This window comes from Sphaerimonospora cavernae (assembly GCF_042435035.1).
GTDB lineage: Bacteria > Actinomycetota > Actinomycetes > Streptosporangiales > Streptosporangiaceae > Sphaerimonospora > Sphaerimonospora cavernae.
Window position 1 is genome coordinate 199,197 of sequence record NZ_JBHMQT010000014.1, and the last position, 21,968, is coordinate 221,164.

General features: G+C 68.8%; 21 protein-coding genes. 14 read left to right on the forward strand and 7 right to left on the reverse strand.

Annotated features, from left to right (window positions below; translation table 11 throughout):
• Positions 1 to 169: 169 nt before the first annotated feature.
• The 4 genes from ACFHYQ_RS09985 (at position 170) to ACFHYQ_RS10000 (ending at position 5,953) form a co-directional block, all read left to right on the forward strand.
• Entirely contained in the window at positions 170 to 3,910 is a 3,741-nt protein-coding gene (locus tag ACFHYQ_RS09985; protein ID WP_394300820.1) for a multifunctional oxoglutarate decarboxylase/oxoglutarate dehydrogenase thiamine pyrophosphate-binding subunit/dihydrolipoyllysine-residue succinyltransferase subunit, read from the forward strand.
• Positions 3,911 to 4,053: 143 nt separating this feature from the next.
• Positions 4,054 to 4,227 carry a DUF6104 family protein gene (locus ACFHYQ_RS09990; protein ID WP_394300821.1) on the forward strand — a complete coding sequence of 58 codons (174 nt, stop codon included), beginning with the start codon at positions 4,054 to 4,056 and terminating at the stop codon, positions 4,225 to 4,227.
• 209 nt (positions 4,228 to 4,436) lie between these two features.
• Positions 4,437 to 5,186 carry a DUF4097 family beta strand repeat-containing protein gene (locus tag ACFHYQ_RS09995; RefSeq protein WP_394300822.1) on the forward strand — a complete coding sequence of 250 codons (750 nt, stop codon included), beginning with the start codon at positions 4,437 to 4,439 and terminating at the stop codon, positions 5,184 to 5,186.
• Positions 5,183 to 5,953 carry a PadR family transcriptional regulator gene (locus tag ACFHYQ_RS10000; protein WP_394300823.1) on the forward strand — a complete coding sequence of 257 codons (771 nt, stop codon included), beginning with the start codon at positions 5,183 to 5,185 and terminating at the stop codon, positions 5,951 to 5,953. The genes ACFHYQ_RS09995 and ACFHYQ_RS10000 overlap by 4 nt, the downstream gene beginning before the upstream one ends.
• Before the next feature lie 49 nt (positions 5,954 to 6,002).
• On the opposite strand, the gene ACFHYQ_RS10005 is transcribed toward ACFHYQ_RS10000, so the two are convergent.
• Both ACFHYQ_RS10005 and ACFHYQ_RS10010 read right to left on the reverse strand, forming a co-directional pair.
• Positions 6,003 to 6,965, reverse strand: a complete 963-nt coding sequence (locus tag ACFHYQ_RS10005; RefSeq protein WP_394300824.1) for a zinc-binding dehydrogenase — start codon at positions 6,963 to 6,965, stop codon at positions 6,003 to 6,005.
• A gap of 133 nt (positions 6,966 to 7,098) precedes the next feature.
• A complete protein-coding gene (locus ACFHYQ_RS10010) occupies positions 7,099 to 7,647 on the reverse strand; it encodes an SSI family serine proteinase inhibitor (RefSeq protein ID WP_394300825.1) in 549 nt (182 codons plus the stop codon).
• A gap of 209 nt (positions 7,648 to 7,856) precedes the next feature.
• Here ACFHYQ_RS10010 and ACFHYQ_RS10015 point away from each other — a divergent pair, with 209 nt between their 5' ends.
• The gene (locus tag ACFHYQ_RS10015; RefSeq protein ID WP_394300826.1) at positions 7,857 to 8,990 is read left to right on the forward strand and encodes a trypsin-like serine peptidase; all 1,134 of its coding nucleotides are present in this window, start codon (positions 7,857 to 7,859) and stop codon (positions 8,988 to 8,990) included.
• Positions 8,991 to 9,099: 109 nt separating this feature from the next.
• Entirely contained in the window at positions 9,100 to 10,278 is a 1,179-nt protein-coding gene (locus ACFHYQ_RS10020) for a trypsin-like serine peptidase (protein WP_394300870.1), read from the forward strand.
• 8 nt (positions 10,279 to 10,286) lie between these two features.
• On the opposite strand, the gene ACFHYQ_RS10025 is transcribed toward ACFHYQ_RS10020, so the two are convergent.
• Positions 10,287 to 11,564, reverse strand: coding sequence for an NsdA family TPR-like regulatory protein (locus tag ACFHYQ_RS10025; protein WP_394300827.1), 1,278 nt, complete (start codon positions 11,562 to 11,564; stop codon positions 10,287 to 10,289).
• 234 nt (positions 11,565 to 11,798) lie between these two features.
• Positions 11,799 to 12,983 carry an NAD(P)-dependent malic enzyme gene (locus ACFHYQ_RS10030; RefSeq protein ID WP_394300828.1) on the reverse strand — a complete coding sequence of 395 codons (1,185 nt, stop codon included), beginning with the start codon at positions 12,981 to 12,983 and terminating at the stop codon, positions 11,799 to 11,801.
• A 244-nt stretch (positions 12,984 to 13,227) separates the two neighbouring features.
• Here ACFHYQ_RS10030 and ACFHYQ_RS10035 point away from each other — a divergent pair, with 244 nt between their 5' ends.
• A complete protein-coding gene (locus tag ACFHYQ_RS10035; RefSeq protein WP_394300829.1) occupies positions 13,228 to 13,755 on the forward strand; it encodes a CGNR zinc finger domain-containing protein in 528 nt (175 codons plus the stop codon).
• Here the strand turns inward: ACFHYQ_RS10035 and ACFHYQ_RS10040 are convergent.
• Positions 13,752 to 14,090, reverse strand: a complete 339-nt coding sequence (locus ACFHYQ_RS10040) for a S24 family peptidase (RefSeq protein ID WP_239089896.1) — start codon at positions 14,088 to 14,090, stop codon at positions 13,752 to 13,754. The genes ACFHYQ_RS10035 and ACFHYQ_RS10040 overlap by 4 nt on opposite strands.
• Before the next feature lie 63 nt (positions 14,091 to 14,153).
• Here ACFHYQ_RS10040 and sodN point away from each other — a divergent pair, with 63 nt between their 5' ends.
• From sodN to ACFHYQ_RS10055, 3 genes are all read left to right on the forward strand, one after another.
• Positions 14,154 to 14,555 carry a superoxide dismutase, Ni gene (gene sodN / locus ACFHYQ_RS10045; RefSeq protein ID WP_394300830.1) on the forward strand — a complete coding sequence of 134 codons (402 nt, stop codon included), beginning with the start codon at positions 14,154 to 14,156 and terminating at the stop codon, positions 14,553 to 14,555.
• A 327-nt stretch (positions 14,556 to 14,882) separates the two neighbouring features.
• Positions 14,883 to 15,308: an ATP-binding protein gene (locus ACFHYQ_RS10050; protein WP_204017822.1), complete on the forward strand. Its 426-nt coding sequence runs from the start codon at positions 14,883 to 14,885 to the stop codon at positions 15,306 to 15,308.
• Complete coding sequence (locus ACFHYQ_RS10055) at positions 15,305 to 16,105, forward strand: RNA polymerase sigma factor SigF (protein WP_394300831.1); 801 nt, start codon at positions 15,305 to 15,307, stop codon at positions 16,103 to 16,105. Before ACFHYQ_RS10050 ends, ACFHYQ_RS10055 begins: the two co-directional genes overlap by 4 nt.
• 2 nt (positions 16,106 to 16,107) lie before the next feature.
• Here the strand turns inward: ACFHYQ_RS10055 and ACFHYQ_RS10060 are convergent, their stop codons facing one another.
• The gene (locus ACFHYQ_RS10060) at positions 16,108 to 16,515 is read right to left on the reverse strand and encodes a hypothetical protein (protein ID WP_394300832.1); all 408 of its coding nucleotides are present in this window, start codon (positions 16,513 to 16,515) and stop codon (positions 16,108 to 16,110) included.
• 130 nt (positions 16,516 to 16,645) lie between these two features.
• Between ACFHYQ_RS10060 and ACFHYQ_RS10065 the strand changes: the two genes are divergently transcribed.
• Together ACFHYQ_RS10065 and ACFHYQ_RS10070 are read left to right on the forward strand one after the other, a co-directional pair.
• On the forward strand, positions 16,646 to 17,638 hold the full coding sequence (locus ACFHYQ_RS10065) for a diacylglycerol/lipid kinase family protein (protein WP_394300833.1): 993 nt from the start codon (positions 16,646 to 16,648) through the stop codon (positions 17,636 to 17,638).
• 283 nt (positions 17,639 to 17,921) lie between these two features.
• Entirely contained in the window at positions 17,922 to 18,176 is a 255-nt protein-coding gene (locus tag ACFHYQ_RS10070; protein WP_204017819.1) for a WhiB family transcriptional regulator, read from the forward strand.
• 245 nt (positions 18,177 to 18,421) lie between these two features.
• Here the strand turns inward: ACFHYQ_RS10070 and ACFHYQ_RS10075 are convergent, their stop codons facing one another.
• Entirely contained in the window at positions 18,422 to 19,894 is a 1,473-nt protein-coding gene (locus ACFHYQ_RS10075) for a sensor histidine kinase (protein ID WP_394300834.1), read from the reverse strand.
• A 68-nt stretch (positions 19,895 to 19,962) separates the two neighbouring features.
• Between ACFHYQ_RS10075 and ACFHYQ_RS10080 the strand changes: the two genes are divergently transcribed.
• The gene (locus ACFHYQ_RS10080; protein ID WP_394300835.1) at positions 19,963 to 21,156 is read left to right on the forward strand and encodes an 8-amino-7-oxononanoate synthase; all 1,194 of its coding nucleotides are present in this window, start codon (positions 19,963 to 19,965) and stop codon (positions 21,154 to 21,156) included.
• Positions 21,153 to 21,896 carry a GntR family transcriptional regulator gene (locus tag ACFHYQ_RS10085; protein WP_394300836.1) on the forward strand — a complete coding sequence of 248 codons (744 nt, stop codon included), beginning with the start codon at positions 21,153 to 21,155 and terminating at the stop codon, positions 21,894 to 21,896. Before ACFHYQ_RS10080 ends, ACFHYQ_RS10085 begins: the two co-directional genes overlap by 4 nt.
• The last annotated feature ends 72 nt before the right edge of the window (positions 21,897 to 21,968 follow it).

The following is a 21,968-nucleotide window of genomic DNA, read 5'->3' on the forward strand; positions in this document are numbered from 1 at the left end:
CTATCTCATCGTCCAATCGGGCCATGAGGGCGTGACCTGTTCGATCGGTCCTGGGAAGATGGGCCGGAGCCTGGAACAAGCTACGCGTCCCTGACCGTTTCAAGGCGAGTAGCCTGGGACAGGTTCACCAAACATCAACGCCGATCTGCGGAAGAGGGCGATTTCCGCCGTGTCGTCTGAGTCGTCGCGGACAGACCCGCTGGCAAGCTTCGGACAGAACGAATGGCTTGTCGACGAGCTTTACCAGAAGTACCTCGAGGACCCCGAGTCTGTGGACAAGGCCTGGTGGCACTTCTTCGCTGATTACAGCGGGACCGGCAAGACCGCTTCTCCTGAGGCCGCCGCTCCCGCGGGCGTGCCGGGTGAGGCGCCGAACGGCGCGAAGGCCCCGGCCGCCGGACCGGCCGCACAGGTCACGCGAACACCGGCTGCACAGGCTGCACAGGCCGTGCCGGCAGCGCGGCCCGCCCCGGCGGAGCCCGCTGCTCCGGCAGCCAAACCCGCTCCGGCGGCGGCAGCGAAGGCGAAGCCGGCTCCGGTCCCCGCCGGCGCGGCGGAGGAGCGGCTGCGCGGCGCCGCGGCCCGTACGGCTCTCAACATGGAGGCGTCGCTGGCGGTGCCGACGGCGACCAGCGTGCGCGCGGTGCCGGCGAAGCTGCTCATCGACAACCGCATCGTCATCAACAACCACCTGCAGCGCGGGCGTGGAGGCAAGATCTCCTTCACGCACCTGATCGGCTATGCCATCGTCAAGGCGCTCGCGACGATGCCGGAGATGAACCACTCCTTCACGGAGGTCGACGGCAAGCCGGTCCTGGTCAAGCCCGAGCACGTGGGCCTGGGCCTGGCGATCGACGTGCGGAAGGAGGACGGCAGCCGCCAGCTCCTCGTTCCGTCGATCAAGGAGGCGGAGACCCTCGACTTCCGCCAGTTCTGGGTGGCGTACGAGGACATCGTGCGCAAGGCCCGCGGCGGCAAGCTCGGCGTGGAGGACTTCCAGGGCACCACGATTTCGCTGACCAACCCGGGCACGATCGGCACGGTCCACTCGGTGCCGCGCCTGATGCCGGGCCAGGGCACGATCATCGGCGTCGGCGCGATGGAGTACCCGGCGGAGTACCAGGGCGCGTCGACCGACACGCTCTCGCGCCTCGCGATCAGCAAGGTGATGACGCTCACCTCCACTTACGATCACCGGATCATCCAGGGCGCCCAGTCGGGCGACTTCCTGCGCCGGATCCACCAGCTGCTGCTCGGCGCCGACGGCTTCTACGACGAGATCTTCAAGTCGCTGCGCATTCCGTACGAGCCGATCCGCTGGGAACCGGACATCTCGGCCACCCATGATGACGACGTGACCAAGTCGGCCCGCGTGCTGGAGCTGATCCACGCCTACCGGGTACGCGGCCACCTGATGGCCGACACCGACCCGCTGGAGTACAAGCAGCGCAAGCACCCGGACCTGGACATCAAGTCCCACGGCCTGACGCTGTGGGACCTGGAGCGCGAGTTCGCCACGGGCGGTTTCGGCGGCCGTCCCCTGATGAAGCTGCGCGACATCCTCGGTGTGCTGCGCGACTCCTACTGCCGCACGGTCGGCATCGAGTACATGCACATCCAGGAGCCGGAGGAGCGTGCCTGGATCCAGGCGCGGGTGGAGAAGGCGCACGCCAAGTCCGACCGCGAGGAGCAGCTCAACATCCTGCGCCGGCTCAACACGGCCGAGGCGTTCGAGACCTTCCTGCAGACCAAGTACGTCGGGCAGAAGCGGTTCTCGCTGGAGGGCGGCGAGTCGCTCATACCGCTGCTCGACTCGGTGATCAGCGCGGCGGCGGACGACGAGCTCGACGAGGTCGTCATCGGCATGGCCCACCGCGGCCGGCTGAACGTCCTGGCCAACATCGTCGGCAAGTCCTACGCGCAGGTGTTCGGGGAGTTCGAGGGCAACCTCGACCCGCGCAGCGCGCACGGCTCCGGCGACGTGAAGTACCACCTGGGTGCGAGCGGCGACTTCGTCGGCGCGAACGGCACCAAGATCAAGGCATCGGTCGTGGCGAACCCCTCCCACCTGGAGGCCGTCGACCCCGTCCTCGAGGGTGTCGTCCGAGCCAAGCAGGACCTGCTGGAGCGGGGCGAGGAAGGCTTCACCGTCCTGCCCGTGCTCGTCCACGGCGACGCGGCGTTCGCCGGTCAGGGCGTGGTGGCCGAGACCCTGCACCTGTCGCAGCTGCGCGGCTACCGCACCGGCGGCACCGTCCACATCGTGGTGAACAACCAGGTCGGCTTCACGACCAGCCCGGCGAGCTCCCGCTCCTCCGTCTACGCGACGGACGTGGCCCGGATGATCCAGGCGCCGATCTTCCACGTGAACGGCGACGATCCCGAGGCGGTCGTCCGCGTCGGCAGGCTGGCCTTCGAGTACCGCCAGGCGTTCCGCAAGGACGTCGTGATCGACATGATCTGTTACCGGCGGCGCGGCCACAACGAGGCCGACAACCCGAGCTTCACCCAGCCGCTGATGTACGACCTGATCGACGCCAAGCGGTCCACCAGGAAGCTCTACACCGAGGCTCTGATCGGCCGCGGCGACATCACGGTCGAGGAGGCCGAGCAGGCGCTCCGCGACTACCAGGAACAGCTCGAACGGGCCTTCACCGAGACCCGCGAGGCCTCGAAGAAGCCGCTCGAGCCCGGCTCGGTCGTGGTGCCGGAGCCGGACGAGCTGATCCCGTGGTCGCACGAGGACACCAAGAGCTCGATCTCGGAGGAGACGGTCAAGCGGGTCATCGAGACCCAGCTCAACCTGCCCGAGGGCTTCACCGTCCACCCACGTCTGGCCCCGATGCTGCAGCGCCGCGGCGCCATGATCACGGATGACGCCATCGACTGGGCGACCGGGGAGCTCCTGGCCTTCGGCTCACTGCTCATCGACGGGCACCCGGTGCGCCTGGTCGGCCAGGACTCCCGGCGCGGCACGTTCGGCCAGCGGCACGCCGTGCTCGTCGACCGGGTGACCGGCGAGGAGCACACGCCGCTCAAGTCCTTCAATCACGAAACCACGAAGTTCTACGTGTACGACTCGCTGCTCAGCGAGTTCGCCGCGATGGGCTTCGAGTACGGCTACAGCGTGGTCAGGCCGGACGCGCTGGTCGCATGGGAGGCCCAGTTCGGCGACTTCGCCAACGGCGCCCAGTCGATCATCGATGAGTTCGTCTCGTCCGGTGAGCAGAAGTGGGGCCAGCGCTCCTCGGTCGTGCTGCTGCTGCCGCACGGCTACGAAGGCCAGGGGCCGGACCACTCCTCGGCGCGCATCGAGCGTTTCCTGCAGATGTGCGCCCTGGACAACATGACGGTGGCCCAGCCGACCACGCCGGCGAACTACTTCCACCTGCTCCGCTGGCAGGTGCTGTCCAACCGGCACCGGCCGCTGGTCGTGTTCACACCCAAGTCGCTGCTGCGCCACAAGGCGGCCGCCTCCGCGACCGAGGACTTCACCTCGGGCTCGTTCCGGCCGGTCATCGGCGACTCGACCGTGGATCCGGCGGCCGTGACGCGGGTCGTCGTCTGCTCGGGCAGGGTCTACTACGACCTGCTCGCGCAGCGGGAGAAGACGGGCAGGCACGATGTGGCCCTGGTCCGCCTGGAGCGCATCTACCCGTTCCCGGAGAACCCGCTGAGCGCCGAGATCGACCGCTACGGCGCCGGCGTCGACCTGATCTGGGCCCAGGACGAGCCCGTCAACATGGGCCCCTGGCCGTACCTGAGCCTGAAGATGATGGAGAAGCCGGAACTGCTGGGCGGCCGCAGGCTGCGCCGGGTGTCGCGTACACCGAACTCGTCGCCGGCGACCGGCTCGCACTCCAAGCACGACGCGGAGCTGGCCACCATGCTGAAGGAGATCTTCGGCTAGCCGCCTGTGCGCCCCCCGGCGCGTGGCCCGGCGAGCCGTACGAGAAAGATGGAAGTCCCCCACGGTCACGATCGCGGGGGACTTCCCCATGGACAGGAACATTTCGAGCAGGCGCGGTTTCCGCTGACTGGAGAAAAGAGGACATGTACTTCACCGACAGGGGCATCGAGGAGCTCACCGACCGGCGCGGCGAGGAGGAGGTCAGCATGATCTGGCTGGCCGAGCGGCTGCGGGAGTTCGTCGACCTCAACCCGGAGTTCGAGACCCCCGTGGATCGGCTGGCCACCTGGCTGGCCCGCCTCGACGAAGACGAGTAACGGAAGTCGAGTAACGAAGACGAGTAGCACGGCCCCTCCGGCTCACCCTTCCTCAAACGCGATACATCTTGACTTTTGCGAGACGCGATATATCGTGTCTTGTGAGAGTGCTGTTCTCGCACGGGAAGGGTCGAGCAATGCCCCAGTGGACTGTCCAGGAGCCCGGACAACTGACCTTTGACACGGTCACCAGTCTGAGTGTGCGAATCGTGGCCGGACGTCTGGCCGTACTGGCCAGCGACGGGCCGCCGACACTGGAGGTGACCGATATCCGGAAATCACCACTGATAGTGACCCAGGACGACGACGGCCGGCTCACCGTGGCGTACCGGGATCTGACCTGGGACGGCATCCTCGACTGGCTGAAGCCCGGGCCGCAGTCCACGACCCTCACGCTGACAGTGCCGAAAGACTGCCCGGTGCAGGTAGGGGTGATCTCCGCCTCGGCGGTGGTTGCGGGCTTCGAGAGCCGCGCGAACGTCAAGAGCGCCTCCGGTGAGATCGTGCTCGACGGGGTGAGCGGCGAGGTCCACGCCGAGACGGTCTCCGGAGCGGTGGAGAGCCGGGGCCTGGCGGGCGACATGGATTTCACCAGCGTGTCGGGCGAGCTCACCATCGCCGGCGGGACGCCGCGCAGGCTCAACGCCAAGACCGTCTCCGGCCGGATCACGGCGGATCTGCGGCTGACACCGACCGGCAATGTCACGCTGAACAGCGTCAGCGGTGCCATCGTCGTACGGCTGCCGCAGTCGGTCGACGCCGATGTCACCCTGCGTTCCGCCTCGGGCCTGCTGAAGTCGGCCTTCCCCGGGCTCGGCGGTGGTCACCCGGGGTCGAAGTCGCTCGCCGGACGACTCGGCGGCGGCATGGCGTACGTCTCGGCGAGCACGGTGTCCGGCGCCGTCACGCTGCTGAGCAAGGAGACCGCGGAAGCGGACGCGGAAGAGGAGATGGCATGAGCCCGGTGTTCGGGCACGGACGGCTCCGGCTGTACCTGCTGAAACTACTGGAGGAGAGTCCGCGGCACGGCTACGAGGTGATCCGGCTGCTGCGGGACCGCTTCCTCGGCGTGTACTCCCCCTCCCCCGGCACCATCTATCCCCGGCTGGCGAGGCTGGAGGAGGAGGGCCTGGTCACCCATGAGGTCGTGGACGGCAAGAAGGTCTTCACGATCACCGACAAGGGGCGGGCCGAGTTGCTCAACCGGATGGACGAGTTGGCCGAGTTGGAGCGGGAGATCACCGCCTCGGTGCAGGACATCGCGCGGGAGGTCAAGGAGGACGTACGGCAGACCGTACGTTCGCTGCGGGAAGAGCTGACCCAGATGGCCCGCGACATCGGCAGGAACGCCGAACACGACGCCGACCGGAGCGGACGCGACGCCTGGCGGGCCAACCGGGAGGAGTGGAAGCGCCAGCACCAGCAGGCGAAGGAGGAACTGCGGCGGCAGAAGGAGGATTGGCGCCGTCACAAGAACCACCTGCGTGAGGAGGCCGAGCGCTGGCAGCGCGAGTGGCGCCGCATCTGGGAAGAGAGCCGGTCGTGGATCGGCAGGCCGGGCAGCCCCGGCCCCGACGCCGAACTCGGATGCCTGCTGGCCGAGTTCGTCGGCGAGGTACGGCGAGTCGCCGACGACGGACAACTGACTGAGTCGGCCCTGGCGGAGTGCCGGGCCGCGCTCGACGAGGCCACCCGGCGCATCCGCGACACTCTGGGAACCAGCTGACCCACTGGGAAGCCCATGATCACAAGATCACGGAATGGGGAGACGACGATTAGAGGGTGAACACGATCTTGCCGAACAGGGCGCCGCGGTGCATCGCGGCGAAGCCGTCCTCCGCCTGAGTGAGCGGCAGCACCCGATCGACCAGTGGGCGCACCCCGGTCTGCTCGAGGAAGACCGCCAGCCTGGCGAGCTGATCCCGGGTGCCCATTGTGGATCCGACCACGGACTTCTGCAGGAAGAACACCTGCGCGAGCTGCGTCGGGGCGACCATCCCGCTGGTCGCGCCGCTGACGACGATCCGGCCGCCGGCGCGCAGCGAGGCCAGCGAGTGCTGCCAGGTGGCCTCGCCGACCGTCTCCATCACGGCGTCGACTCGCTCCGGCAGCCGCGCCCCGGACTCGAAGACGCGGTCGGCGCCGAGTTCGAGGGCACGGGCCCGCTTCTCCTCAGACCGGCTGGTCGCCCACATGCGGTAGCCGGCGGCGCGGCCGAGTATGATCAAGGCGGTTGCCACGCCGCCGCCCGCGCCTTGGATGAGCACGGTCGATCCCGGCTCCAGCCCGGCCTTGTCGAACAGCATCCGGAAGGCGGTCAGCCAGGCGGTGGGCAGGCAGGCGGCCTCCTCGAAGGAGATCGCCTCAGGCTTCGGCACCAGGTTGCGCTTCGGGACGGCGACCTTCTCGGCGAACGTGCCGTCGTACACCTCGGAGAGCAGGGAGCGCTTGGGGTCGAGTGTCTCGTCTCCGTTCACGGGCGTGCCGATCACCGAGTGGACGATGACCTCGTTGCCGTCCTCGTCCACGCCGGCGGCGTCACAACCGAGGACGATGGGCAACCGGTCCTGGTTGATCCCGACGCCCTTCAGCGTCCAGAGATCGTGGTGGTTCAGCGCGGCGGCCCGTACGGTGACCGTCGTCCAACCGTCTGGGACCGTCGGCTCGGGGTGCTCACCGAGGGTCATCCCCTTCAGCGGGTTGTCGGGATCGATCTGCGTGGCGGTAACGGCGAACATAGCCGCACCCTACTCGGCACTCCCCCAGACGATCTTTGAGCCCTGCCGTGCCGAGCAGAACGAGGGGGCTCGATGGACGAAACCACCGTGCCCCCTCGCGATCGGTTTTACGACCCTCATACGGGCAGTGGGGTCAAATGGCGAAGACGCCCCCCTCGACAGACCGCATCTCGCACTTGTTCCCGTATGTGCGGCGGTACCAGAAGTACTTCCCGTCCCAGATCCCATTGGCGGTGACCGTGACTGGGCTGTACACCATGGGGCAGTTCGTCCCCTTAACCGGCCGGAGGCTGGCCGGGTCGCCCTTGACCTTGGCCAGGGCCGCACACGCGTCCTTCGCGCCCGGGTGGGATCCACCCACCGGCCGGCAGTTCAGGAAGGCGTACTGGTCGGGGAGGTCGGACTCGGATACGCCTCCCGAGGTGGCCGTCACGAGCATCATCCGGACGTTGCCGAGGTTCTGCCCGCCCTTGGCGCCCGGCCGGCCGATCAGGGTCATCGGCCCGGGAGCTGAGACGGTGCGGGACTCGGAAACGCCGACGGGCGTCTGTGCGATGGATGGCCTGGATGATGCGGGTGAGGATGCGGATGCGGGCGCCGGCGGCCCCTCGTCCGCCTGCGCGGGTGTGACGATGCCGGCGGCGAAGGCCGTACCGGCCAGTAGAGCAAGGAGTGGCTTCATTGGATCCCCCCGTTTCGGCTGATGGTCAGCCTTCCGGGACGGGCAGGCACGATCAAGCGCCCACCCCGGGCCATGGCCAAATCTGACGCACCACTGATCCCTTTGGTTCCGCCGGTTTCATAACGAGACGGTTACAAAGCTGTGCCGCAACCGTATGGATCTGGAAAAATCACCCCTTAGTATCCATATCACCACACTGGAAGGTCACAGTGGCCAGGCATCTCACACTCGCCATCGGTGGCGCCCTCGCCGCCGCGGGTGTGATCGCCGTGCTCGCGAGTCGGGCGGAGCCCGTCCCCGCGGCCGTACCACCCCTTCAGGTGAGCGCCGCCGCCCTCCAGAGCGCCGCCTTCCTTCAGAACGGGGTCAGCTCCTATCCCCTGGCGCCGGCGAAAGCCGACATGGAACGGGTCGCGGCGTACTGGAGCCCAGAACGGCTCAAGCAGGCGAGCAGCTACGAACCGAGCACCAAGCCGTCCGAGCCGGCGGCCACACGCAAGGCGACGACCTCCGCCGCCGAACTGAGCCGAACGCGTGCGCAGCGGACGGTCACGCCCCTGCCGGAAAACCGTCGGGCCACCACCGCCCCACCCATGGTCGGCAAGGTGTTCTTCAAGGTCGGGGCCAAGGAGTACTGGTGCTCGGCTTCCGTGGTGCACTCGAAGTACCGCAACCTGGTGGCGACCGCCGGTCACTGCGCGTACGCCCTGGCACAGGACAGGCCGGTCGAGAACTGGATCTTCATCCCGTCCTATCAGGACGGCAGGGCCGACGCCGGGATCTTCGTGGGTCACACGCTCTACATGCATGAGGACTTCGCGGGCAAGGGCGACTTCGATCGTGACTACGCCTTCGTCACCGTCCATCGCGGCTTCACCTGGCAGCCCTACACCGAGGCGGGCAAGGTGAAGTACCGGCCGGCGGACACGGGCCGGGTCGAGGACAAGGTGGGCGCGTTCCGCTTCTCCACCGGCAAGTCGGCCGGGCAACGGCTGACAGTGTTCGGTTATCCCGCCGGTGCTCAGCCCGACGGCACCCGGCCGTTCACGGGACAGGTCGTCAGGAGGTGCGGCGGCACCACCGAGAAGAAGTTCGTAAGCGCGCCGACCTGGCAGCTCAATTACGGTGTACGGCTGCCCGGCTGCGGCTTCACTTCCGGGGCGAGCGGCGGCCCCTGGGTGATCGGTTACAACAGTGTCAAGCGGACCGGCCATCTCGTCGGCGTCACCAGCCTGACCTGGAACCTGACCGGCGGCGACCGACTCGACGCCATCTCCGCGCCCTACTTCAACACGCTCACCCAGCGTGTGTACGCGCAGGCGACCCGCGAGTTCACCGGCTGACTTCGTTTCCGATGCGCGGCCTGCTCGCTGTATGTTTTCCTCTGCGGCCACATATTTACGAATTCGGTGCCGAAAGTGCGCCGCAGCGCGAGGAGTTCCGGTGAAGGGCATGCCCCTCCCCCCATGGGGTGTGGTGGCGGCGGTATTGATACTCGCCGCGGGCGTGCCGACCCCCGTTCGAGCCCAGGCAGTCCCTCTCCAGGCCCCCATGCCGGTCATCAAGGCGGAGGGCTACGACATCGCCTTGAGCCACGCCCTCGCCACTTCGTCGCAGGCCGCCTCGGTCGCCACGTTCTGGTTGAAGAACGGTGGCCGCGCCCTCCTGTCCGCGACGCCGTACGCCCCAGAAACCGGGATCACCGCGAAGCGTGCCCTGCTCGGCGGCCCCGGCCCTGATGTGAAGCCGGGCCTGGTGGCGGCCGCGGCCGGGAAGGCGAAGGGCGCCGCCGCCTCCGCGCGCACCGAGCCGAAGAGCGACCGATCGCGCGCCGCCGAGGCCGGGAACGGCACGCGGAGCGGCACTTCCAAGAACATCAACCCGCCCAGGACCATCGGCAAGGCGTTCTTCATGGGAGCGGACGGCCGGCCACACTGGTGCTCGGCCACGTCCGTCCGCTCCGATCACGGCGATCTGGTCGTGACGGCGGGGCACTGCGTCTACGACATCCGGCCCGGCTCGGCCACCACGCTGCGCAACTGGGTGTTCATCCCTGGATATCACCGCGGCAGGGCGCCGTGGGGCATCTACATCGGCCGGCAGGCCTTCACCCACCGCGACTTCGCCACCTACGGAGACGCGGACCGCGACTACGCGTTCGTCAGCGTGGCCGACGGGCTCGCGCCGCGCCGCGCCGACGCCGGGAAACAGTCGGAGCCCTGGCCCGGGAACGGGTTGGGCTTCACGGACACCGGGCGCCTCGGTGATCGGGTCGGCGGGCAGGGTCTCGCTTACAACCTCCGGATCGGCAGGCCTCTCCTCATCATCGGTCACGCCAGGCGAGGCGGCTCCCTCGTCTCGTCGTACGGCAGGCCGTTCGCGGCGGCGGATCCCGCCATCAAGGCGACGGGCCTGATCGGCGTGCGGCCGACCCGCACGGACGCCGTCGGCTCCCCCTGGCTCGCCGCCTACCGGAGCCCTCGCGGCCTCGGCTATCTCAACGGCCTCACCATCGGCTTCTCCGGAACCGGCCGTACGGCGACGGCCGTGTCCCCATATTTCGACGGGGAGCTTTACACGGTCTACGACTCCGCCCGCCAATTCCGGGCAGAATCAGATAACCGGGCGTAGCCTCTGAATCACGCCGCGCCGACCGGCGAGCAGCTCTCCGCGGGTCGGCCGCAGCGTTCGAGCAGCGCCGACACTCGTGGCTGCGCCGCGTACGGCTTGAGCCTGCCGCGCAGGTCCGCGACGTACGACCGGGTCCTGACCGACTGGATGCCCTCGGCCAGGTCCAGGGCGGAGGTGGCGGCGTCGCAGGCCTCCTCCAGCTCGCCCTGCTGGATGAGTGCCGAGGCCAGCAGGGAGAAGTTGAACATCTTGCCGCGCACGTACCGCCCGTCCATCACCAGCGACCGTCTGGCATGTCGTACGGCTCTGGCTCCGTCACCCAGATCGCGCAGGCAGTGGGCGGACTTGGCCGCGAGGTACGCCTCATCGAAGTAGCCGATCCACTTCGGCTCGTCCCGTGGCGAGCGCCGGTCGAAGGCGGTCTCGGCCGCGTGCAGGGACGCGGCGCACGCCGTGCCGTCGCCGAGCCGTGCGAACGCGTGCGCCTCCAGCACCCGGGCCTCCGACAGCAGAGAGAACACCCCGGAGCGCTCGGCCGCCACCACCGCCGCCCCGGCCAGCTCAAGACCGTGGCGTGGCTGCCCTATGTAGATCGCCTGGTGGCTCATCCCGGCGAGGATCTCGCCGGCGAGGCCGTGATCACCCGCGCTACGGGCCAGCCCGAGCGCCTGGATCAGGTAGCGCTGGGCGAGGCCGTGCTGCTCCAGGTCGTAGGCCATCCATCCGGCGAGCCGGGTCAGCTCGGCCGCCGCCGTCGCCAGCGCACGCCCGGTCGCCTCGCCGTACGACCCGTCACGCAGCAGCGGGGTCACCGCCGTGTGCAGATATCGCACGACCGGCCCGCGAATGCTGCCGCCGCCGAACCGGTTGTCCAGCTCGCCGAACGAACGTGTGACCTCCCGGATCGAGGCGACGTCGGAGACCCCGACGCGACGCGGACCGTCGGCGGAGAGCCGGTCGGGGGTGGGATTCCTCAGCCAGCCTCCGACCCCCACGGATCCCGCTCCCAGCACGAAGGTGGAGTCGATGAGGAACCTGCGCCGCTCGACGTCGGCCTGCCACAGTGCTGTCACGCTCGCCACGCCCTTCTCCCATGAGTGGGGGAACTCCTGCCCGAGGCCGAGAGGCACTGCTCCGCACGGCGTGCCGGGGTCCTCGGCGGGCTCCCGCCACCGCACGGGCCTGAGCGAGAAGATCCCGGCCAGCAGGCCGGGCGTCCGGCCGGTACGGGACGGCGCGGCATCGGCGAGATGCCGTTGGAACGGCGGGTCGGGGGCGCGTCGCATGACTCTCCTCACCAGGACAGACATAGCCGATAGGTAACGGAGAGCTTTCTTTATAGCACGGACCGTGAACCTCTAAAGGGATTCCCAAATCTTCGCGGCCGTGAAAACGCGCGGGGCCGGTGAGCGGGAGTGCGCCCACCGGCCCCGGTCGCCCGTCAACCGATCCTCGAGTCGACGGGTTGATCTGTTTTCGTGCCGTGCGATGCCGAGATCGGGTTACGCGGATCGCAACGATTACTTGCGTGCGACGCCGTCCTCGCGGGCCTGCCGTGCCACGGCGGCGGTCACCGCGGGGGCGACCCTCGCGTCGAACGGTGAGGGGATCACGTACTTCTCCGAGAGATCGTCGCCGACCACCTCGGCCAGCGCGGTGGCCGCGGCCAGCTTCATGTTCTCGGTGATCGCCGTGGCCCGGACGTCGAGCGCCCCGCGGAAGATCCCGGGGAAGGCCAGCACGTTGTTGATCTGGTTCGGATGGTCGGAGCGCCCGGTGGCCACCACCCGGGCGTACCTGGCCGCCACGTCCGGCTCCACCTCGGGCGTCGGGTTGGACAGCGCGAACACGATCGCGTCCGGTGCCATGGAGGCGATGGCCTCCTCCGTCACCGTCGACCCGGACAGGCCGATGAACACGTCCGCACCGGCGAGCGCCTGCTCGGTCGATCCGGTGAGGCCGAGCTTGTTGCTGTCGCGGGCCAGCGCCGCCTTGACCGGGTTCAGCCCCTCACGCCCGCCATAGATGACGCCCTTGGAGTCGGAGACCGCGATGTCGCCGATGCCCGCCCCGATCAGGATGCGGGAGACGGCCACGCCGGAGGCGCCGGCGCCGGCCACGACCGCGCGAAGCTCCCCGAGCGAGCGCCCGGTCAGGCGCGCGGCGTTCTGCAGCGCGGCGAGGACCACGATGGCCGTGCCGTGCTGGTCGTCGTGGAAGACGGGAATGTCGAGCAGATCGCGCAGCCGGTTCTCGATCTCGAAGCAGCGCGGCGCACTGATGTCCTCGAGGTTGATGCCCCCGAACGAGGGCGCGAGCCGGACCACGGTCTCGACGATCGCATCGGTGTCGGTGCAATCGAGGCAGATCGGCACGGAGTCGACGTTGCCGAACTCCTTGAAGAGCAGCGCCTTGCCCTCCATGACGGGCATGGCGGCGGCCGGCCCGATGTCGCCGAGGCCGAGAACGGCGGTGCCGTCGGACACCACGGCGACCACGTTCGACACCCAGGTGTAGTCGTTGGCCAGATCAGGCGCGTCAGCGATCGCGGTGCACACACGGGCGACCCCCGGCGTGTAGGCGAGCGACAGATCGTCCGCGTCACGGACCGGAATGGTGGAACGGACCTCCAGCTTGCCGCCGCGGTGCAGGGCGAAGGCGGGGTCCAGATCGAGAGATTCGAGAGAAACAGGTGTAACGGTCACAGCGACCCCAGTGTCATAAGGACGATTTCCTTCGGTAGACGCCGCAATGTAACGAAGAGCCCAGGCTTCGGTAGCCGCCCGAGGCCGTCGTCGTCGACGGGCGTCTCATAAGGGGGTACGGGGGTCACCCGTTCCCTGATTGTGCCACATCCCGGCTCACTCGTCTGGAGGCAGGTGTTCCCCTGGGACGCGCCGCGTGTAATACTCGGCTTACAATTGATCTCTTACGCACTTGGGCGTCCCAGTGGACTTGACGTCATATGCCGAGCTGGCCGTCCTGCTGGTCAACAGGGGCGACGAGCTCAGAGGTCTCACCGAGTTGCGCGAACTGCTCGATGAGACGGGCCGCAGGGAGTCGGCCGCCCGGGTCACCCGGCGGGATCTCGACGCACTGCGGGAGCTACGCGAGGAACTCGCCGGGGTCTTCCAGGCCGCGGCCGAGGGTGACGAAGACGACGTCGTCGAGCGGCTCAACGGCCTCTTGGTCCGACATCCCGTGCATCCACAGATTTCGGGCCACGACGGCCAGCGCTGGCACATGCATCTGACCGAGGGCGGGCGGGTGGCCGATGCGTTGGCGGTGGGATCCGTCATGGGCCTGGCGAGCGTGGTCACCGGCCTCGGCGTCGACCGCCTCGGCATCTGCCAGGCCTCCCCCTGCCGCAACGCCTACCTCGACACCTCGTCGAACCGGTCCCGCCGCTACTGCTCGGAGCGCTGCGCCAGCCGCGCCAACGTGGCCGCCTACCGCGCACGCAAACGCGGCGCCTAGAACTGCGGGCTCGGGGGGAAACGCCGGGTCGGCCGGGGCCAGTAGCGCAGGACGACTCTGCCCAGGACGTCGGATTCCGGAACGGCGCCGAAGTCCCAGCTGTCCCGGCGGCCGGGCGCGGACTGGTTGTCGCTCTCCAGCCACCATCCTTCCCCGGTGAGCTGGAACGCCCGTTTCACGATCAGCCCGTGCGGCCGTCTGGCGACCACCAGGTCGCCGGGCCTGATCGGCGCGCCGGGCCGGACGAGAAGCAGGTCTCCGGGCCGCAGGACGGGCAGCATCGAGTCCCCGGCGACACGCACCGCGGTCAGCATCATCCCCCTCAGCGCAAGCATTTCCGGACGAGTAAGGTCGGTCTTGGACAGTGCTGTCACCAGCATGCCTAAGGAAGGATTCCGATGTTCGCACGACTGCTGCGACCCAAGCGCGAAGTATCCGCCCACTGCGACCTGCCGTGCGGGGTCTACGACCCGGCGCAGGCCCGCATCGAGGCCGAGTCGGTTAAGGCGATCATGAAGAAGTACGCCGAGAACGACGACCCGGTCTTCCGTACGCGCGCCCTCATCATCAAGGAACAGCGGGCCGAGCTGGTCAAGCACCACCTGTGGGTGCTGTGGACCGACTACTTCAAGCCCCCGCACCTGGAGCAGTACCCTCAGCTCCACCAGCTCTTCTGGGACGCCACCAAGCTCGCCGGCGCGGCCGGGGCCAAGGGTGCCGTGGACGCCGCCCAGGCGGACGAGCTGCTCGCCAAGATCGAAGAGATCGCCAAGATTTTCTGGGAGACCAAGGCCGCCTGAGGCAATGCGTTCTTCCGGCCCCGCCTTCCGGCCCCGCACGATCTTCCGGTTCCACGGTCACCGGATCGGGCGGGGCCCGCTCATTTTCGCGGCGATCAATAGGAAAGGTGATCTAGCAGGGAATTTACCGGCGCTTACTGCCAAGGATCACCATAATCAGGGCCGGGGAGCGGAGCATCAGGAGGCGAGTGGCGGTAGGTTGCAGTCAGGGCACTGAGCCGTCTGCGATGGGGCCGACTGCGAAGCGCCGACTGCGAAAGAGCCGCCCGCTGAGAGCCGACCGCGAAGGTCGGTCTCCGGGACGGCGGCGAAGGGGCGAGGAGGAACGTGACCGAGGAAACCGAGACGCCTGCGGTGGATCTGACCGGGATTCGCGACGCCGTCACCGTCCGGCTGCCCGCAGTGAGCGCCTATCTCTCCGTGCTGCGTACGGCTACCGCCGGGCTCGCGGCACGGCTCGACTTCACCCTCGACCAGATCGAGGATCTTCGCATCGCCGTCGACGAGGCGTGCGCCATGCTTCTCCGGCACGCCGTACCCGGCACCGACCTTCTCGCGGAGTTCGAGCTCACCGGTCAGGAGATGACGGTCCGGGTCGAGGTGAACACGGTGGGCGTCAGCTCCCCCAACCGGGAGGACTTCGCCTGGATGGTCCTCACGGCCCTCGCCGACGATGTGGACGCCCTGTCAGACCACGCCGACCACATGGCGATCGTCCTGCGCAAGCGCCGAGGCACAGCGAGGCCGGCGTGATGGAGAGGACGAGTGCCATGGCCTCCGGCGACTCGGCCGTGCCCGACCGCGTCCGCGCGCGCACGCTCTTCGCGGAGCTCTCGGAACTGCCCCCGGACGACCCGAGGCGCCAGCGCATCCGCGACGAACTCGTCGAACTCCATCTGCCGCTGGTCGAATACCTCGCGCGGCGCTTCCGCAACCGCGGCGAGTGGCTCGACGACCTCACGCAGGTCGCCACGATCGGGCTGATCAAGTCGATCGACCGGTTCGACCTGGCCAGGGGCGTGGAGTTCTCCACGTACGCGACCCCGACCATCGTCGGGGAGATCAAGCGGCATTTCCGCGACAAGGGCTGGGCGGTGCGCGTACCACGCCGCCTGCAGGAGCTCAAGCTCTCGCTGACCAAGGCGATAAGCGAGCTGTCGCAGCGGGAGAGCCGGGCGCCCACGGTGGCCGAGCTCGCCGCGCACCTGCAGATGAGCGAGGAGGAGGTGCTGGAGGGCCTGGAGTCGGCGAACGCCTACTCGACGGTCTCCCTCGACGCCCCCGACTCCGGAGACGACGACGCGCCGGCCGTGTCCGACTCGCTGGGCATCGTGGACGAGTCGCTGGAGGGCGTCGAGTACCGCGAGTCGCTCAAGCCGCTGCTGGAACGGCTCCCGCCGCGCGAGAAACGGATCCTGCTGCTGCGCTTCTTCGGAAACATGACCCAGTCGCAGATCGCCAACGAGCTGGGGATCTCGCAGATGCACGTGTCCCGGCTGCTGGCCCGTACCCTCGCCCAGCTCCGCGAGGGCCTCACCGCTGAGGACTGAGCTCAGGTGCCGGGGCGGCCGTCCTCGCCCATCAGTGCTCGCGTCGATGTCGGCGCGAGCACTGTGACCAGAGCGACGGCCGCCGCCGCCACAAGCGGGACGCCGTAGCCGTACTGTCCTGACTGGATCAGCGTGACGGCCACCGGCAGCACGAAGATCTGTGTCACGACGGCCGGACCCCTGCTCCAGCGCAGCACCCGCCACAGACCGTAGGCGACCCAGAGCAGCCCGGCGCCGGCGAGCAGGCCGAACCCGGCGACCGCGAGGCTGGTGATCGTGTCGGTGGGTTCGCCGATCAGTGTCTCGACGGCGACGTACCCGCCGAGGGTCAGCACGAGCAGGCCCTGGGCGGCCAGGACAGCGGCGGCCACGGTCACCGTGACGGGACGGTCGGCGGAACGGCGGATCACACCGCCCAACCCTACCCGTACGTATCCGCGCCCCGGCACCGATGTTTTGCGGCGGCGGCGCCTGGTCCGCCTCTCGTTTCTACGTGGTGTCGCAGGCGTCCGCGGTAAAGCGTTCGTTAACCTTCAGGGCATGCGGACACTCCTCCTCGTCAATCCAAAGGCGACAACGACGCACGAACGCACCCGCGACGTGCTGATCCGGGCGCTTGGCGCGGCCGTGCATCTGTCAGTTGAGGAGACCGCGTACCGGGGCCATGCCATGGAACTCGCCGGTACGGCGCATGCACGGGGATTCGAGGCGGTGGCCGTCCTGGGGGGCGATGGCACGATGAACGAGACGGTCAACGGGCTGCTCGGCGCGCAACCCGACCGGCACGCGAGCGAGCGGCCGACCCTGGTGATCATCCCGGGGGGCAGCGCCAACGTGTTCGCCCGGGCGCTGGGTCTGCCGAACAACCCGGTCGAGGCCACCGGTGCCGTGCTGGAGGCGCTGCGCGACGGGCGGCGCCGGACGATCGGGCTGGGCCAGGCCATCTGGCATGACGAGGTTTCGGGCCCCGATCCCGGGGCAGATGGGGGCCCAGACCATCGCCGGTCTCGATATTTCACATTTTGCGCGGGGCTTGGGTACGACGCCGAGGTCGTCAGGGCCGTGGAGGGGCTGCGAAGCACGGGCCAGCGCGCCCTGCCCGCCCTCTACGTGAATACAGCGGTGCGCCACTTCTTCGTGACGGACCGCCGACATCCCGCCCTCCGGCTGCGGCGTCCGAACCGGCCGGACGAGGAGGAGATCTTCCTCGCCATCGTGTCGAACACCACACCCTGGACCTACGCGGGACCACGTCCGATCAACCCCACGCCGCTGGCCACGTTCGAGACGGGTCTCGATCTGCTGGGACTCCGGAAGCTAAACCTGCCGACCATGGCGGCGCTCGTCCGCCAAATCGTCGGGGAACGGCATTCATTACCGGCGGGTAAACACCTCGTCCAGTTTCACGACGAGGCCGAGTTCACCCTGTTGGCCGCGCGGCCGGTGGCCTTCCAACTGGACGGGGACTACCTGGGAGAGCACGAATGGGTGATCTTCCGTTCTATCCCGGATGCATTACAAGTTCTGGTCTAAACCGTGACGGATCGTCACAATGTGATGCATCCGACAGCTATGACGGGCAAAACCTTGCCCCGAACCTCTTGTGTGGTGTTGGTGCGGCTGAAAAGCTGAACTACGACGTCGGAACGTAGGACCTTTACGGAGGCCACCGCCTCCGCATCGGTCACCGGCGATCACGCGGACACGCCCGGCCCGAACCCTGGACCGGGCAAATGTTCGCAATAGATAGTGAAAGACTTCACAAAGTTGACCAGCGGAGGTCTGTGAGGCCCCGCTTGACGAAGGAGTGGAACGCATGGACTGGCGCCACCGAGCTGCCTGCCGTGACGTGGACCCCGAGCTGTTCTTCCCCATCGGGAACACTGGTCCGGCGCTCATGCAGATCGAAGAGGCCAAGCAGGTATGCCGTAGCTGCCCGGTCATCGACTCGTGCCTAAAGTGGGCTCTGGAATCCGGTCAGGACGCCGGGGTCTGGGGCGGACTCAGCGAGGACGAGCGTCGCGCGCTCAAGCGCCGTGCGGCTCGCGCCCGCGCCCGCGCGGGCGTCTGACTCCCGCTGAATGGCGACGGTCTCAGCACGACTCACGGCCTCACGGACCCCTCGGGCCCGAGTATTCACTCCGGGCCCGAACAGGTCACCTGACGTGAGAATGCGGTTTTTCCGGACGCTTACTGACTGACTGAAACGGCCCGGAATTCGGAGACAGCCCGGTGCTTTCCGAAAGCCGGTTCCAGAAAAGCCGCTCCCAGAAGCCCAGAAGGGCTCCAGAAGAGCGGCTGCCCCGGACGACGCGGTCATCCCAGCGGCATGGGAATGTGGAGGCTGACCTCCGTGCCCCCGTCCGCTCTCCGCCCGATGCCCAGGCGGCCCGACAACTCGGCCTCGACCAGCGTGCGGACAATCTGCAGTCCCAGGCTCCCCGTGGACTCCAGGTCGAAGTCCGGCGGCAGGCCCTGCCCGTCGTCGGCCACCACGACCTCCAGTTGGTCCGTCTCGCGCGTCACAATCACCTCCACGTTCCCCGAATTGCCCGAGCCGTGCGAGAAGCCGTGCTCCACGGCGTTCTGCAGCAACTCGGTGAGGACCATGGCGATCGGCGTCGCCACAGCGGCCGGCAGCACGCCGAACCCGCCGACGCGCTTGGGCATGACGTGGGCCAGCGAAACCTCGGCCGTCATGGCGATCACCCGATCGGCGATGTCGTCGAACTCGACCATCTCCTCGGGCATCTGCGCCAGGATCTCGTGCACTATCGCGATGGAGCCGACGCGCCGGACGGCCTCGTTCAGCGCCTCCCGTCCCTCGGGGTTGCTCAACCTGCGCGCCTGCAGCCGGAGCAGGGCCGCGACGGTCTGCAGGTTGTTCTTGACCCGGTGATGAATCTCACGGATGGTCGCATCCTTGGTCAACAGCTCGCGCTCGCGGCGGCGCAGTTCGGTCACGTCGCGGATGAGCGCCAGCGCCCCGGTCCTGCCGTCCCCGACGATCAACGGGATGGCCCTGAGCTGCACCACGGTCCCACCGTTCTCCACCTCGATCTCGCGGGGCGCCCGGCCGCTCGCGACCAGCATCAGATCCTCGTTGATCGGCTCGTCGGAAAAGCACAGCGCGGCCGTTGTCCTACCGAGGTCGGCGCCCACCAGGTCGGCGTGCAGGCCGAGACGGCGGTAGGCCGACAGCGCGTTCGGGGAGGCGTAGGTCACACGGCCCCCCTTGTCCAACCGGAGCAGGCCGTCACCGACCCGCGGAGACCTGACGAGGATCGGCTGCTCGCCGGCGAACGGGAACCTACCCTCGGCCACCATCTGCGCCAGATCTGACGCGCTCTGCAGGTAGGTCAACTCCAGGCGGGACGGCGTACGCGCCGACGACAGGTTGGTGGAGCGTTGGATGACCCCGATGAGGGGGCCGTCGCCGCCTCGCCGTACCGGGATCGTCTCCTCCCGGACCGGCACGCCGCTGGACCAGTCGGGATCGCCCTCGCGGCAGATCCGCTGTTCGTCCCACGCGATGTCGATCAGCGGCCGCTCCCCCTTCGCCACGACGACGTCGACGACGTCGTCGTGATAGACGGTCGGGCCGGTGGTGGGCCGCATCTGGGCCACCGCCACCCAGCCCGTTCCGGTCCGGTGGGGGACCCACAGGATGAGGTCCGCGAAGGACAGGTCGGCCAGGAGTTGCCAGTCCGACACCAGGGAATGGATCCAGTCGACATCCGCGGAGTCGAGCGCGGTATGCCGGGACACCAGGTCGCTGAGAGTTGGCACCCTCGCATCATGCGTCGGGATCCGGCCCGGAGGCGAATCGGCGGCCACCACCTGGCAAGATGCACTCCATGAAACGGCCACTCGACAGACTCCGCGCGGCCACCGCCCAGCGGGAGGCGGCCGGGCTGCGACGCGTCCTGCGCCCCCGCACGCCCGACCATGACGGCCTGCTCGATCTGGCCTCCAACGACTATCTCGGGCTGTCGCGGGACGAGCGGCTCATTGAGGCCGCCGTCCGCGCCACCCGCGAGTGGGGCACCGGCTCCACCGGTTCCCGCCTGGTGACCGGGACGACGCGGCTGCACGCCGAACTGGAGGAGCGCCTGGCCGCGTTCACCGGCGCGGCCCGGGCCCTGGTCTTCTCCTCCGGCTACCTCGCCAACCTGGCCGCCGTCGGCCTGGCCTCGGCCTCGGCCCTCGGCGGGGGCGGCAGCCTGATCGTCTCCGACTCCGGCAACCACGCCTCGATCGTCGACGCCTGCCGGCTGTCACGGACCCGGGTGGTCGTCACCCCGCACGGGGACGCCGAGGCGGTCGAGAAGGTCCTGGCCGACCGCGATGAGGAGCACGCCCTCGTCGTCACCGACGCCGTGTTCTCCGTCGACGGCGATCTCGCGCCGCTACGCGAACTGCACGCGGCAGCCGTACGGCACGGCGCGCTGCTCGTGGTCGACGAGGCCCACGCGCTCGGCGTGGTGGGCGAGCGCGGGCGCGGCGCCGTTCACGAGGCGGGACTGGCCGACAGTCCCGCCATAGTGAGAACCGTCACGCTGTCGAAGTCGCTGGGATCGCAGGGCGGCGCCGTGCTCGGCGCACCCGAGGTGATCGACACGCTGATCGACACGGGCCGCTCGTTCATCTTCGACACCGGACTCGCCCCCGCCGGTGTGGGGGCGGCGCTGGCCGCGCTCGGCATCCTCGAAGGCGCCCCTGGAGACTCCGCCGACGACCTGTCCGAACGGGCGAGGGCCAACGCGCGTGCCCTGGCCACGATGGTCCGCGAGCTGGGCCTGTCCCTCGACCTGGAGCCGAACCCGGCTGCGGCCGTGGTGCCGGTCGTGCTCGGCCCGCCGCAGCAGGCGGTGACCGCCGCCGCCGTGTGCGCCGAGCACGGTGTGCGCGTCGGATGCTTCCGGCCGCCATCCGTCCCCCAGGGCCGATCATGTTTGAGGTTGACCGCGAGGGCCGATCTGGGGTCGGATGATCTCGCGGTGGTCAGGGGTGCGCTCACCGCTGTGGCCGATTCGAAGGTGGACACGTGACGGAGCACAGCGAGGACTCTCCCCGGGTCCCGAAGTACTACGACGTCAAGCGGAGCCTGCTGGAGCTCACTAAGACCCTGCCGCCCGGCAGCGCGCTCCCCCCGGAGCGTGCGCTCGCGGTGAGCTTCGAGACCTCGCGGACCACGGTCCGTCAGGCGCTCTCGGAGCTCGTGGTGGAGGGCAGGCTGCTGCGGATCCAGGGTAAGGGCACGTTCGTCGCCCAGCCCAAGGTGGCTCAGGTGCTGCAGCTCACCTCGTACACCGGTGACCTGCGCATGGTCGGTCTGGAACCCGACACCAAGATCCTGGACATCAGCTACATCACGGCGGACGAGGCGCTCGGCCAGCGGCTGGCGATCAACCCGGGCGGGCGCGTCCTGCGCATACACCGGCTCCGACTGGCCAACGGCGAGCCGATGTCGATCGACACCACCCACCTGTCCGCCCGGCGCTTCCCCCGCCTGCGGCGGGAGCTGGAGGCCCATCCGTCGCTGTACGAGACGCTGCACAACGCCTACAACGTGCAGCTGACCGACGCGGAGGAGGTCATCGAGACCGTCCTCGCCACGCCGTACGACGCGCAGGTCCTCGGGGTCGACGTCGGGCTGCCGATGCTGCTGCTGACCCGGCACGCGTTCGACGCGGACGGCAACCCGGTGGAGTACGCCCAGTCGCTCTACCGCGGAGACCGCTACAAGTTCGTCACCCGCCTGCGGCGGCCCTCGGGCGGAGCCGCCTGACGACCCCCGTCGCACTGTCGCACCGAGTCGTACGGCTGTCGCCGGGGCGGCGCCGACCGCCGCCCCGGCGAC